This is a genomic window from Coriobacteriia bacterium, assembly GCA_031292615.1.
Lineage (GTDB): Bacteria > Actinomycetota > Coriobacteriia > Anaerosomatales > JAAXUF01 > JARLGT01.
On the sequence record JARLGT010000051.1, the window covers coordinates 1 to 13,634 of the forward strand.

12 protein-coding genes are annotated in these 13,634 nt (G+C 63.6%); 8 read left to right on the plus strand and 4 right to left on the minus strand.

Features of this window, described 5'->3' with window-relative positions:
• The 4 genes from P4L93_04605 to P4L93_04620 form a co-directional block, all read left to right on the plus strand.
• Nucleotides 1-451, plus strand: a 451-nt coding sequence (locus P4L93_04605; GenBank protein ID MDR3686221.1) for a hypothetical protein, incomplete at its 5' end; no start/stop codon positions are given.
• A complete protein-coding gene (locus P4L93_04610) occupies nt 448-1,884 on the plus strand; it encodes a cytochrome c biogenesis protein ResB (protein ID MDR3686222.1) in 1,437 nt (478 codons plus the stop codon). The genes P4L93_04605 and P4L93_04610, both read left to right, overlap by 4 nt.
• Nucleotides 1,881-2,723: a cytochrome c biogenesis protein CcsA gene (ccsA, locus tag P4L93_04615; GenBank protein MDR3686223.1), complete on the plus strand. Its 843-nt coding sequence runs from the start codon at nt 1,881-1,883 to the stop codon at nt 2,721-2,723. The genes P4L93_04610 and ccsA overlap by 4 nt, the downstream gene beginning before the upstream one ends.
• A gap of 76 nt (nt 2,724-2,799) precedes the next feature.
• Entirely contained in the window at nt 2,800-3,183 is a 384-nt protein-coding gene (locus P4L93_04620; protein MDR3686224.1) for a hypothetical protein, read from the plus strand.
• A gap of 158 nt (nt 3,184-3,341) precedes the next feature.
• On the opposite strand, the gene P4L93_04625 is transcribed toward P4L93_04620, so the two are convergent.
• On the minus strand, nt 3,342-4,895 hold the full coding sequence (locus tag P4L93_04625; protein MDR3686225.1) for a radical SAM protein: 1,554 nt from the start codon (nt 4,893-4,895) through the stop codon (nt 3,342-3,344).
• Between the two features lie 373 nt (nt 4,896-5,268).
• Here P4L93_04625 and P4L93_04630 point away from each other — a divergent pair, with 373 nt between their 5' ends.
• Nucleotides 5,269-6,021, plus strand: coding sequence for a hypothetical protein (locus tag P4L93_04630; protein ID MDR3686226.1), 753 nt, complete (start codon nt 5,269-5,271; stop codon nt 6,019-6,021).
• Between the two features lie 620 nt (nt 6,022-6,641).
• Here the strand turns inward: P4L93_04630 and P4L93_04635 are convergent.
• The gene (locus tag P4L93_04635; protein ID MDR3686227.1) at nt 6,642-7,352 is read right to left on the minus strand and encodes a hypothetical protein; all 711 of its coding nucleotides are present in this window, start codon (nt 7,350-7,352) and stop codon (nt 6,642-6,644) included.
• A gap of 368 nt (nt 7,353-7,720) precedes the next feature.
• On the opposite strand from P4L93_04635, the gene P4L93_04640 reads away from it, so the two are divergent.
• The 3 genes from P4L93_04640 to leuB all read left to right on the plus strand — a co-directional run bounded on the left by P4L93_04640 (nt 7,721) and on the right by leuB (nt 11,174).
• A complete protein-coding gene (locus tag P4L93_04640) occupies nt 7,721-8,674 on the plus strand; it encodes a cytochrome c3 family protein (GenBank protein MDR3686228.1) in 954 nt (317 codons plus the stop codon).
• A gap of 31 nt (nt 8,675-8,705) precedes the next feature.
• Complete coding sequence (locus P4L93_04645) at nt 8,706-9,947, plus strand: cytochrome c3 family protein (protein ID MDR3686229.1); 1,242 nt, start codon at nt 8,706-8,708, stop codon at nt 9,945-9,947.
• Between the two features lie 105 nt (nt 9,948-10,052).
• Entirely contained in the window at nt 10,053-11,174 is a 1,122-nt protein-coding gene (gene leuB, locus P4L93_04650) for a 3-isopropylmalate dehydrogenase (protein MDR3686230.1), read from the plus strand.
• A gap of 59 nt (nt 11,175-11,233) precedes the next feature.
• Here leuB and P4L93_04655 read toward each other — a convergent pair whose 3' ends face one another.
• Together P4L93_04655 and P4L93_04660 are read right to left on the minus strand one after the other, a co-directional pair.
• Nucleotides 11,234-13,102: a nucleoside-diphosphate sugar epimerase/dehydratase gene (locus P4L93_04655; GenBank protein ID MDR3686231.1), complete on the minus strand. Its 1,869-nt coding sequence runs from the start codon at nt 13,100-13,102 to the stop codon at nt 11,234-11,236.
• Nucleotides 13,099-13,634, minus strand: a 536-nt coding sequence (locus P4L93_04660; GenBank protein ID MDR3686232.1) for a DegT/DnrJ/EryC1/StrS family aminotransferase, incomplete at its 5' end; no start/stop codon positions are given. The genes P4L93_04655 and P4L93_04660, both read right to left, overlap by 4 nt.

The window sequence follows — 13,634 nt, forward strand, 5'->3', positions numbered from 1 at the left end:
GCGCGACGGTGTCGACGCTCCGGTCGCGGGACCTGCTCGACTGCGACAAGTCGAAGGGCATCCGCGCGATCGTCTTCGACTAGTCGGCGAGCTGGTGACCACCTATGCCAACCGAATCGGGCAGTCTACGGTGGCACAGAGCGTGGCCACTGCCGACGAGGGCGTTCGCGTCGACTCCTACATCCAGTACAACGTGGAGAAGAAGCGCTTGCTCGATCAGAAGTTGAACTCGATCGTGTTCGGCACGCCGAGCTCGGCAAGTAGCACCGGCACCTTGGTTCCGGCCAAGGAGCAGTGGACCTACAGCTATCTGTCCATCGACACCGGCAACAAGAGCGTCGGCGGCCCCTACTCGATTAGCTATGACACGACGTACACCGTTGCGAAGCAGAAGAACGGCACGTGGCTGGTTGCCTCCGTCAAGGCGACGCCCAAGGGTACGGTCAAGTGACTTCAAGCCCCGGGCGTCGCATCGTGCGGTTTCTTGGCTCGGCGGCGCTTGCCACGTGGCTTCTCGTCTTCGTAGGCGTCTGGTCGATCGTCGGCTCGCTCGTACCACAGAGTGTGGCGTCGGAGTCTGCGGTCAAGACCTGGGAAACGGCCCACCCGTTCTTCGCGCCGATCGCGCGCTTTCTCGGCCTGCATCAGGCGTTCTCGGCGCCGATCTTCTTGGCGTGCGTGGTGGTGCTCGGCGACTCGACGGCGATCTGCGCCTGGCAACGCACCAAGCTTGCGTTCGGAAGGGCGCGCAGACTGGCCGAGGCCGCGCGTGCCGACCGGCTGCACGTGGTCGAGCACCACGATTTCGAGATCGCGACAGACGCCAGCCTCGGCGAGGACGAGGTTCTGTCCATCGCCGAGAAGACCCTGGCCACTCTGAACGTGAAGACTCGACCTCGAGACGGCGTGTTGCGGGCTGTGTCGTCCGCCTGGTCCGTGTGGGGGAGCCCCATCTTCCACTGGGCGCTGTTCGGACTGCTCGTGGCGTTGATCGTGGGCAATCTCGGGCGCTCAGAGGGCCTCATGGGCGTTGCCGTGGGTCAGACCAAGCCCGATGCGCCGGCGTCGTACGGCAAGATTACGACAGGTCCGCTCCGCGGCTGGAGCAGCGTGAACCGAAGCATTCGAGTCGATCGGTTCGAGCCGGACTACATGAGTGGCGGCATTGATAGGGGACCGACTCCAACGGTTACGGTGCTCGACGGGTCCGGTAAGGTCATCAAGTCCCAGCGCGTCTACCCCAACGCCACGCTGAAATCGGGGACGCTGACGATCTATCCGTCCGATTACGGACTGGCGACGGACGTTACGCTCATCTCGCCGAGTGGCGGGAAGGTGTGGCAGGGGCCGCTGCTCGTAGACTTCGCCACCGAGACCACCTCAGGAACTCGGCCGGTCGATTACCTCGACAATACCGACGCCAGTACCAACCAGAGCTACAGGATCTACGTCAGCGTGCCGCTCGATCGAGTGAACGGGGCTGCCGTCAATCAACTGCCGAAGAATCCCACTGCACAGGTTGATGTGGTCGGATCTGACGGCACTTTGGCCTACAGCAAGGTAGTCAGCCCGGGTGAGACGGTTTCGCTGCCCGGAGGCGGTGCGCTGCAACTGGACAACGTCAACTACTACGCGCGGCTTTCCGTGGTCGACGACTGGTCGATTCCGCTGCTGCTGGTGGGCCTGGTAGTTGCTATGGTTGGCTTGACGATTGCCGTGGTGGCACGCCAGCAGATCATCCTGCTGGCGGTGGTCGACGGGCCCGACGGCACCTCGCTCGCAGCGACAGTGCGCCTCTGGCGCAATGCAGCGAGCAGCCGCGGCGAGATTGAAAGCGAACTCACACGCGCCCTCACCGGGGGCGAGAAGGAGAGCACAGGGTGACACTCGAGATCGTGCTGATGTGGGTTGCACTCACGTTCTACGCCGCCGCAACGGCACTGTATGCCTCCGGCGTCACCTTCTCCAAGGACGCCGTGACCAAATGGGCGCTGTACGCGTCGGCTGTTGGGCTGGCGTTCCAGGTGGTATCTCTCGGCGTTCGGTGGGCGAGGCTCGGCCACGGGCCGTACTTGGGCTTCTACGAGGTCACGAACGCACTCGTGCTGTGCGTGGTGGCATTCTTCGTCATCGTTGCGCTGCGCAATCCGCGGTTGAACCCGGCGGGTATCGGCGTTATGCCTGTCGCGGTGCTGCTGCTGGGCGGATCGATGCTTTCGTCGAAGGCCGGAGTTGAGATCACCGCCAAGCTCGCCAGCTACTGGCTGTTCATCCACGTCGCATTCGCCAACTTGGCGTTCGCTGCGTTCGCGGTGTCCTTTGGGTGCGCGATCGTCTACGTGGTGAGGGAACGGTCCAAGGGTGGGAAGTGGGCCAAGCGTTTCGAAAAACTGCCCGCCCAAGACGTTCTTGAGAACCTGACCGTGCGCTTCGTACTTCTCGGTTTCCTCTTCTGGGCGATCATGATTGCCACGGGCGCAATCTGGGCCAATGAGGCGTGGGGACACTACTGGAGCTGGGACCCGATCGAGACGTGGAGCCTCATTGTCTGGCTCATCTACGCGGTCTATCTGCACGTGCGGTTCACCTTGAAGTGGCACGGGGAGCGCCTCGCATGGTTCGCGATTATCGCGATGCCGATGGCGCTGTTCGCGCTGATCGGGATCCCGCTCGCGTTCAACACGCCACACGCCGGTATCGGTGGTCTCGGCAAGGACCTCTAGGGCCGGCGGGGCCGCCCATCGTCGTCGTACCGTTGCCGCTACTTGGGGCGGCCGAGCAAGAGAGCGCGGAGATCACATGAACTGGACCGCACTAATCATCATGAACAACTACTTCCACGACGTGGCGACCGCGACGCTTCTGTCCAGCGCGGTCATCCTGTGGGTGCTGGGCCGTCAGGCCGAGCGAGGCGGCCCTGAGGACCGCCGAGCGCTCGCCAACGCGATGCCGACGCTGACCCGGTTCGCAATCGGTGCGCTCATCTGGATCATCCTCGGCGGCATCCCCCGAGTGATCTTCTTCAACACGTTCGAGTTCATCCCGGCCAAGGACAACGGCATCATCATCGACTTGGCGATCAAGCACGTGTTTCTGTTCGCGGCAGTGGGGGCCGGCGCCATCATGTGGCTGCGGATGGGCAAGATCGCGCGTGGCGAGCTGAACAAGGCGCAGGCCGACTGAGCCTTCCGCCGGGCCGAGTAACGAGCATCCCAAGCGCACGTAAAACGGGCGTCTGACCAAGGTCAGACGCCCGTTCTTTGTCTCTATGTTCTGGTGCCACGCGATGGCTTGTGAACCGCAGTCGGACCCAGGTCTGCGCGAGCGCCCCTTGCCGAAGTCTAACTCGCTGCCTTCTTGGAGGTCTTGGACGCGCGGAGGTCGATCTTCTCTTTCGAAGACATCGGCATCGCCGGCATCTTGGGCATTCCGCCCATCTTGCCCTTCGTCATCTCCGACATCTTGGCCATGCCGATGCCGAGGAAGTCAAAGTGCTCGCCGTAGTCCTTCATCATCTCTTTCATCGCACTGAGCATGTAGCTGCGCTTGAAGCCGTCCGGAAGCGAGAGGATCTCCGTCATTTTGTTGGCGTAGAACATCATGTAGCAGCGGCCCAACGCGATGGTGATGTCCTCGAGCGACAGAGCGTACGGCTCGATGATGGGGGTCACGAGGTTGTACTCGGCGTAGTCCCACACGCGGATGCGGTCGTGCATCTCGTCCCACAGCGGCGTGAACGGCATCGGGGTGATAACCGGGAACACGGCGATGTCCGGGTTCAGGCGGATGGCCTCGGCTGTGGTGGCCTTGATCGAGTCCCATGTTTCTTCCGGGAAGCCGATCATGAACGATGCCTCGACCATGATGTCATGGGCCTTGGCGATGTCGATCGCCTGCTTGTTCTGATCGACCGTCGTGCCCTTGTTCAGGCTGCTGAGCATCTCGTCGGTGCTGGTCTCGGCACCCATGTAGATGTGAATGATGCCGGCCTTGGCGTACTTCCACATGATCGCCTCGTCGCGGATGATGTCCTCGACCCGGGTCTCGATGAGCAGATGTACGCCGAGGTCCGCCTCGATGAGCAGATCGAGAATCTTCTCCCAGCGCTCGATATCGTGGGTGGGGTACGCGTCGATGAGCGTGATGAACTCGACATCGTACGTCTCGACCAGATGACGCATCTCCGCAACGACGTTCTCGGGCTTGCGCGCGCGCCAGTCGCCGCGCCAGAACAGACGCTGGCTGCAGAACGAGCAGCCCATCATGCAACCGCGCGAGGTGAGTACTGAGGCCATACGGCCCCAAGGATCGACGTTGTAGTGGTAGTCCTCCCAGTCGAGCAGGTCCCACGCGACTTCGAGGACGTCGAGGTCTTGGATGTGCGGCCTGCCGATGTTCGAGACGACCTCGCCATCGCGCGCGAACGCGATGCCCGCGATGTCGTCGAGACTGCCTCCGGGCAGCGCATTGAGGATCTCGACGAGCGTGACCTCGCCCTCACCCTTGACGATGATGTCGGCGGTGTTGTCCTCGGCGCTAAGCATCTCCTCGAACATGAACGTGGGATGCGGTCCGCCCATAAGCGTGACGATCTCGGGATTCACTTCCTTGGCGATGCCGAGCGCCTTGAGCCCGGCCGGCACGGTCGCCGTGCTGATCGCACCGGTGACCGGCAAGTAGTCGAGGCACATGACGAAGTCGGGTTTGAAGTTCTCGACCTGCGCTCGGATGTCTTCAAACGTCGTCTTCTTGTTCATCGCGTCATAGATCTTGGCCTCGTGACCGGCCTTGCGGGCGGCGCCAGCGAGATACGCGATCTGCAAGGGAGGCCAGTTACCGATTGTCTGAACTCCCCAGCACTGATACGGCGGGACGACGAAGAGGATTCTACTCATTTGCCTGTTTCTCCAATTGTGGCGAGGGTCGTGAACTGAATACACGTTAATGTACCATTATTCCTCGGCGAATTCGACCACAGATGCCTCGATGGGGGCGGGTGGTCGGCTCGATTCGAAGCAATTGCTGCACCAACGCCATCGGCCTGGTCCTCGCGGTGCCACCGCGGCATTGGCCAGGGGGTAACGGCGCCTCGGATTCCGGATTCTGAGCTGGCACGCGGCATGCTCCAAAGGCAGAGAATCTGGTGATTCTACCGCTTGCGAGACGCCCGCGTCAGGGCGGTCTCGTTGGCACGAAATACGCTAATCTATGCTAAGATGAGAAGGTCGCTCGACGGTGAGCGTCAGCGGCAAATGGAAATGAGGACCGATGACTCGAATCACGCGTGCTTCACTCGTAATCGTGGCGGCGCTGGTTTGCTCCTTGGCGTTGAGCGCGGCTGCGTTCGGCGTTCCTGGAGACAGCGGCGCTAATGCGACTCTGCTCAATGACTATGTCAACTCGAGTCTGACGACCACCCTTGTGGCTGGAACCGGCGCAGGGTTCAATACCGCGTACTACTTTAAGACGGAGCTCTATCCCGGCCAGACGCTGAACGCTGACTTCATCCCTGGACCCCATGTTGTCAACTTGAAGGCTCTCTTCTTCGCAAGCCCTACTGACGTTCGCTCGGGGACTCAGGTTTCGACGAGCTTGACCCGGCTGGCGTTCACTGCTCAATCGCACGGTATGTACACGGTGGAAGTGGCGACGAGCGGGCGGGACGACGACACGTCGACACCCGCGGGAACCTTCACGGTTATGCCGACCATCCGGTCGACGCAGTCTGTCACGTTGAGTGCTCCGAAGGCGTCCGGCACGCTGACCCACAAGCGTGCGAGTTCGTTCCACGGGACAGTGGCCCCCGGTCATGTCGCACGGGTGACGATCACGATTCAGAAGAAGGTCGGTAGCAAGTTCAAGTCTTACACGACCGTTCGCGTCAACAGCAACTCGAGCGGCGCATGGTCGTTCAAGACGAAGCTGCCGAAGCGTGGATATCGGCTGCGCGCCTCAACGGATCAGATTACCGGTTACTACTGGGCTGGTATGTCGAGCTGGCGCAACATCTACGTGAAGTAGGCTCTTCCAACACGAGCCATCGGAGCCCCGGTCATGGTGACCGGGGCTCTTTGATTGTGCCCGTGACTCAGGCGCTACCCCGAAGACGTCGGGGCATGGCAGAGGTATGCGGGCTACGTGCGGCCGCTGCCGAGCACAAAGCCTCAGCACGACTTCACCAGTCGCGTTTGGGTCTGCCGAAGGCTGCGGTCCGGGCTCGGGGGACTAGCGCTGACGCTCGGGGGATGCCCGCCTTCGGGGGGGTAGGTGGCGGCTGACATCCGGCGGAAGGTGAAGAGAGTGCCAGCATGTCGGGCGTGTCCGCAGTGAGCACGGTTGGCCGACATGATTGCTCACCGCGCTCGCAGCGCGAGCGGCTTCGATGCAGCGTGGCTTGACGGTCGTCAGCAACTCCTTGGCATGAGCTCCGATGGGAGGCTGATGGCGACTGGCAAACCTGCAGGGCCGTCGACAGTCTCGCCGCCCTCTTGACTGAGAACGTATGCGTCGAGTCCGAGAGTCGGGGCTGGGCCGAGCGAGCAGACAACGAGACCGGGACGCTACGCCCCGGTCTCGCATTGGTTCAGTGCCGTCCTCGAGCCTGCGCTCACCCCTGCGCCGGGTCCGAGTGTTGCTAGAGACTACTTCGCCGAAGCAAGCGTCATGACCGGGATTAGCTTCGTGCCATCAGACAGAAACGTGATTGTGGCCTTGTAGGTGCCACCCTTTGTGACGGTTCCCCCATGGGTCGTGTCCACGAGCACGAGGACGTTGGCGTTTGTGATGGGGCTCTTCTTTGGTGCGATGCCCACCCGCTGGGCCGAGTCAACATGAACGGCAAGCCGAGAACCGTAGATCGCATCCGGTCCGATACCAAGCGGTCGCATCACGATCTTGTACTGTGCCCCCTGTTGGACAACGCCAGTCTTCACAGCGGAGATGGTGTTGGCTGGCGCGGCCTTCAGGGGAGGGAGAGGCTGACCCGCAGCAATCGGAGCCCCAGGTGCAACCGCCTGGAGGCCAGAGGCTGGCAGCTTCGGGTAGACCGTGAGGGCATCGGTAGATACACCGCGACCATTCGTAGCGGCATCCGACGGGCTCTTGCCGGAAGTCGGCTGAGTCGTGGCCTGCCCGGTGGTCGTCCCGATCGAGGTACTGGTCGTGCTCGTCGTGCCCGGGGTCGTACTGGAACCAGCGGTCGGCATGGTGCTGGCCCCGGAGCTGGACGCAGTGCTCGTGCTCGGAGCCAGGGGTGCGCGGGAGGATCCGCGGGGCATCAAGAGCCAGACCGCCGCAATCACAACAACAACGAGCGCCACGACACCGGCGATGATCATCGACTTCTTCGACATTTGTTTCCCTTCGGTGGTAAGAGGTCGCGGAAAGTATAGTACATCGGTGGTGAGCGCCTTACGCAGCCGTCAGCGAAGGAGCCAACCACCAATCCTTATCGAAGCTGACCAGTAGCTAATCGCACGCCACGTGCGCGTGTTGGATGCTTCCCCGCGCGCGAGCGTGAGGAGTCTTAGCGCTCTTGGCAGGCGGAATCCGTGCTCCCCGGCCCCACGTGCCGCGTCCAATCCCGAGACCGCAATGGAGAGGTATACTGAGTCCACCGCGATGCACTCCGACGACATTCGGTTCAGACAGGTTCATGGTACAGTTCGTGCTGTTTTGCCTGAAGTAGACACGCTCGTTCCTCGACCAAGGTGTAGGCGACTTGGAGTCAAACAGCGCTTCGAAAGTCATACGCATCGCGGTATGGTCGTTCGCCGGACTCGTTGTGCTGTTGGCGCTCGTCCTTACGGTTACTACCGTGACGCTTCCGGGCTGCACGTTTTGCCATTCGTCTGCGACGTTCGTCGCCCAAAGCCAGAGCAATCCGCACGCTAAGTTGTCGTGCACTCAGTGTCACGCCCAGCCTGGTCCAGTCGCCCGCCTTCCGTTCGCGTACCACCTTATTTTCGGCATGGTCCTGCACGTCGCCCCGACCGGGGGCCCGGTTAGTGGCATCCCAGATGCCACGTGCCTTTCGTGCCACCAGAACGTGCTGAAGGCAGTGGTCAGGCTCAACGGAATCAGCATCAAGCACGAGGTTTGCGCGAAGGGCCGGTTGTGCGTCGATTGCCACTCCGATGCCGCACACGGCTCGGCCGTGCAGTGGCAGACGACCGCCACAATGAACACCTGTTTGGACTGCCACGACACCGCCCGAGTCCGTTCGGACTGCACGATGTGCCACGCAGCTCGCTCGATGGTCCAGCGCCTAAGCACGGGAGAGTGGCAGATCACGCACGGCCCGAACTGGAAGCAGACTCACGGCATGGGCGATCTCAAGACCTGCGCCTCGTGCCACCCGGACAACTTCTGCGTGAGGTGCCACGGGATCCCGCTCCCGCACGGCCAGGATTTCCTGAAGCTCCACCCGGCATACGCGCTGACCAATCGCGCCGACTGCGCGGTTTGCCACCAGCAGACCTTCTGCGACAACTGCCATGGCCTTCCGATGCCGCATCCCGACGACTTCACGCCGGCGCATCCGTCAATCGTCCAGAAGCAGGGTCAGGCTCTCTGCCTGCGCTGCCACGTCATCGACGATTGCACGAACTGCCACGTCAAGCACGTGCATCCCGGTGGCGCCACGCTACCGCCCAGTACCGGTGGTCTGAAGTGACCGGCCGAGAAGTGTTGGGAGGCGACGCCTGATGCCTCAGATACATTTCGAGGGTTTGATGCAGTCGCTGACGCGTCTCCCGCAGGTCTTGCAGGCGATTCCCGACGTCTTGCGGGACCCGGCTTCCAACCCGCTGCAGGCGGCAATCCTTCTCAGCATGGCCGTGGTGGTAGTGCTCGTCGTGTTGCTGTCGGTCGTCCTCATCATCATGCGTCCGTCGCGTGAAGAGGAGGAGGAGCTCTACGGTGCTGCCGCAGCGGGCGCCGCCGGCACTGCGGCAGGAACCGGAGTCGACCGAGAGGCTTCGACTCCGATGTCTTGGCTCACGGTGACCTCGATCATCGTCCTCGTTCTCGTTGCCGTGTGGGTAACGGCTGGCATCACAACAGCCAGTCCGGATGTGTGCACGTCGTGTCACTTCGACACCAAGCACAGTGCCGCCAAGGTCGACGACCCGCATAAGTCGGTGCCGTGCATCTCGTGCCATGAGAGTGGCGGGCCCGTGGCCCGGGCTACCGTCAATCTTGCCACGCGCTTTCAGCACGTTCTGTTCGCCCGAGCGGACTCGGATTTCGCCGGAGCGTACGGCGGGCCTGTTGCTTCGGACGCGTGCGTTCGCTGCCACGCGAGCCAGATCGCCGGGACCTTCTACGACCGCCAGCGCGCCGTGCGCATGTCTCACAAGGAGCCGATCGCTGCGGGTGCGTCGTGCGTGGACTGCCACGTCCTGACTTCGGGGGTTGTGGGTGCGACGACGGTAGGGATGTCACCATGCCTGCGGTGCCACAACGGCAAGCAGGCGAAGGCTGAGTGCTCGGTATGTCACATCGGGGACCCGTCTCGGGCGATCCAACCGAGCGTTGCACCTGGCGCCATGGCGTCGGTGCAGGTGCCCAATCCGCAGTGCTCGGGATGTCACAAGGACATGACCAAGTGCAACGCGTGCCACGGCATCTCCATGCCGCACTCCGAGGAGTTCAAGGCCTACGGTCATGCGAGAGCCGCAGCCATCAACATCTGGTTTGGGAACGGCCAACAGTGTGCGAAGTGCCACTACCCCGGCCACAACTACTGCCTGCAGGAAGGCTGCCACTCGTTCCCCATCGCGGCTGGCCACCCGAACCCAGCTTGGGCTACGCTGCACCAGTTGACGCCGTGGAAGAATGGTTCGCAGACGGCCTGCTCGTGCCACAAGTGGAATCCCTGGGACCACAACGGCATGATCTACTGTCAGATATGCCATCCCACGAAGCCCGCGAATGCGGTCCCGTAGCCCAGTGGCATTCCGGCACGTCTGGAACTGCACCTGGCTCCGAGAGGGGACCGCGAACGCTGTCCTTGTGCCAGTCCGTCCTGAGACTACTTACGAGGGGATCTCATGACCACCACAACACACCGCATCTGCCTTCTACCGGGCGACGGAATCGGCCCCGAGATCACGGCCGAGGCGGTCAAGGTCCTCACGGGCATCGGCAAGAAGTGCGGCGTGACCTGGGAGTTCGATGAGGCGTTGCTCGGCGGTGCGGCGATTGACGCTACCGGATCTGCGCTGCCTGCCGAGACTCTCGCCAAGGCGCAAGCGGCCGAGGCCGTGCTTCTTGCGGCGATCGGCGGACCGAAGTGGGACACTACCGACCCGAGCAAGCCGCGGCCGGAACAGGGACTTCTCGGCATTCGCAAGGAGCTCGGGCTGTACGCGAACCTGCGGCCGGTCAAGATCTTCGACGCCCTGCGCGATGCCTCCACGCTCAAGCCGGAGTTCCTCGAGGGTGTCGACATGCTCATCGTGCGCGAGCTGACGGGCGGCCTGTACTTCGGCGACCGTGCGCGCGAAGTGGGCGTTGCCGGCGCGGCGACCGGCGGGGGTGTCGGCATGCGCGCCTACGACACGATGACCTACAGCGAGTACGAGATCGAGCGGATTGCGCGAATCGCCTTTGATGCTGCGCGGGCGCGCGGCAACAAGGTTCATAGCGTCGACAAGGCCAACGTCCTGGAGTCGAGCCGGCTGTGGCGTGAAGTCGTGCACCGGTTGCACGCGGCAGAGTTCGCCGATGTCGAGCTTGTCGACCAGCTCGTGGACAACTCGGCAATGCAGCTGATTCGCAATCCGGCACAGTTCGACGTGATGGTGACGGAGAACATGTTCGGCGACATTCTCTCCGACGAAGCTTCTATGCTCACGGGGTCGCTCGGCATGCTGGCGAGCGCGTCGCTGGGTGATGGAACAGCGCTCTACGAGCCGAGCCACGGCTCTGCCCCCGACATCGCAGGTCTAGGCGTTGCCAACCCGCTCGCGATGCTGCTCTCGGTGGAGCTGATGCTGCGCTACAGCTTCCGTATGCACGAAGCGGCCGACGAACTTGCCAACGCGATCGACGGTATCCTGATCGAGGGCTGGCGCACGCGGGACATTGCGAACATCGACACGCCCGCCGAGCGCATCATCGGCACGAGCGCCATGGGCGACCTGGTGGCCGAGACGATCGCGGCAGAGTAGCTATTCGCGGCTCGCAAGCTGAGCTCGCGTAGTGCCGCGCGGCCGCGCTGCCCCCCGAGCTACTGGGCCGGGGCGTGGTAGCCGCGCGTCGCATACTCCGGATCGAACTCCAGGACGAGACGCGTCATCTCATCGACGCGACCGTGGAGTGCGGCGTCGATGAGCGCATCGTAGTCCGGGACCTGTGAGTCGGGGGAGTGCGCTTCGACGACGCGCAGGATCTTCTCGGCACCCGTGGGCTCGAGCGACTCGTGCTCGTGGACGAGCGACTCGTGGAGCTTCTCGCCGGGTCGCAGGCCGACGAAGGTGATGTCGGCCGGGACGCCGGACAGGGCGATCATCTTGCGCGCGAGGTCGACGATTCTGACGGGCTCACCCATCTCCAGGACGAAGATGTCGCCGGTCTTGCCGATGGCCTGCGCCTGCAAGACCAAGCGCGCGGCTTCGGGGATGGTCATGAAGTAGCGCGTCACGTCGGGGTCCGTGACGGTGAGCGGACCGCCGTGGCGCAGCTGGTTCTCGAAGATGGGCACCACACTGCCGCGGCTCGCCAACACGTTACCGAAGCGCACCGCGACGGCGAGCATCTTGTCGCGCCGCGCAGCGAACAGCATGACCCGCTCGGCGAGCAACTTGGTCAGCCCCATGACGTTGGCCGGTGCCACCGCCTTGTCGGTCGATATCAGCACGAACCGCTCGGCGCCGTGTGCCTCGCACGCCTCGATCACGTTGCTGGTGCCCAAGACGTTGGTCTTGACCGCCTCATCAGGCGCGGTCTCCATGAGCGGCACGTGCTTGTATGCGGCCGCGTGCAAGACGACGGCAGGTCGGTGCTCGGCGAAGACGCGGTCGAGCTTCACGGCGTCACGGATGTCGCAGATTGCCATGACGGGCAACTCCGCGTCGATCTGGGAGAGCTCCAACCACAACTCGTAGAGCCGCGTCTCGTCGATCTCGATCAACACGAGCTTGGCGGGGGAGAGCTGCATGATCTGGCGGCACAGTTCCGAGCCGATCGAACCGGCAGCTCCCGTCACGACAACAACCTTGCCCAGAATCGTCTCGCGCACCCGATCCAGGTCGATGGCTGTCTGTTCCCTGCCGAGCAGGTCCTCGACTTCGACCTTGCGCAGGTCGGTGACGCTGACCGAGCCCTTTGCGATTACGAGCGAGGGCATGATGCGCGTGGTGACGCCCACCTCGGCGGCGGCGTTGAGGATGCGGCGCACGGTGTCCGGCGGTGCGCTCGGCAGGGCGACGAGGACCTGCTCGATCTCCTCATCCACCACAACGCGGGCTAGAGCGCTCGTGTTGCCGATGACCTTTACGCCGCCGATCGTGCGGCCCAGCAGGCGAGCGTCGTCGTCGAGGAAGCCAACTGCCGAGAGCCCGAGCTGCGGGCGGCCCTCGATCTCGCGAAGCAGCAGCGAGCCCGCGCTGCCCGCACCCACGATCAAGACGCGCGCGCCTTCGCCAGCCTGCGTGCTGCGCACGTAGACAAGCACTCGGGCGGCCGCGCGAATGCCGGCGACGCCTAGGAGGACGAGTAGCGCCTGGATGAACAGGACGCCGAACGGGACGGTTCGTGAGCCCTCCGACGTCTGGAGGAAGTAGTCGGCCGCCGCGAGCACCGGGAAGCCGACGAGCACCGCTCCCGAGATGCGCAGCATCGTGTCGATGCTCACGTAGCGCAGCACGAGCCGATACAGGCCGAACGCCGTGAAGAGCGAGAGGTAGACCGCGCCTGCCGCGACGATCGCGATCGGGATGCCGGTGGCGAACGTGGGCGGGACGTTGCCCTCGAAACGCGCGTAGTACGCGACGAGCGTGGCGACCGCGATCACGGCGGCGTCGAGCACGTACAGGGCGCCTCGGAAGAGGCGGCCACCCTGTCGTGCCGAGGCGATGAGGCGGGAGGCGAGGTTCACTCGGCCGCCACCGCCATCACCTTGCGCACCGCGGCAACCACGTCGTCGATGTCGGCGTCCGATAGCGTCGGATGCACGAAGAACGCGAGCGAGGTCTCATGGGCGCGAGCGGCTCCCGGGAGGCGCTCGGCCAAGCCGAGTCCCGCGCCGATGAAGGCCTGCTCCCGGTAGAGCTCGGCACACGATCCGTACTGGACGGGCGTGCCCTCGGCGGCCACAGCGAACAGGATGCGGTCGCGGTCCCATCCGGGAGCAAGCTCGCCCGGCTCGACGTGTGCGTAGAGGCGGTAGAACGCGTGCGCAGATTCGGGGCCCGGAAGTGGGACGCGGATGCCGTGCACGTCCATCAGGCCTGCCGCCAGACGGTGAGCGAGCTCGGTGCGTCGAGCGTGAGCGGCGGGCAACTCACGCAGCGCCACTCGGGCCATCGAGGCCTCGAGTTCGGCCATGCGGAAGTTGGAGCCGAAGCTGTCGTGAATCCACTTGAAGCTCGTGCGTGCGTCCATGAACTCGCGGTCGCCGAGCTTGGCGA

Coding starts and splice junctions, on each gene's coding strand:
- P4L93_04620 (MDR3686224.1), top strand. CDS start 2,800: ATGAACTGGACCGCACTAATCATCATGAACAACTACTTCCACGACGTG.
- P4L93_04625 (MDR3686225.1), bottom strand. CDS start 4,895: ATGAGTAGAATCCTCTTCGTCGTCCCGCCGTATCAGTGCTGGGGAGTT.
- P4L93_04630 (MDR3686226.1), top strand. CDS start 5,269: ATGACTCGAATCACGCGTGCTTCACTCGTAATCGTGGCGGCGCTGGTT.
- P4L93_04635 (MDR3686227.1), bottom strand. CDS start 7,352: ATGTCGAAGAAGTCGATGATCATCGCCGGTGTCGTGGCGCTCGTTGTT.
- P4L93_04645 (MDR3686229.1), top strand. CDS start 8,706: ATGCCTCAGATACATTTCGAGGGTTTGATGCAGTCGCTGACGCGTCTC.
- leuB (MDR3686230.1), top strand. CDS start 10,053: ATGACCACCACAACACACCGCATCTGCCTTCTACCGGGCGACGGAATC.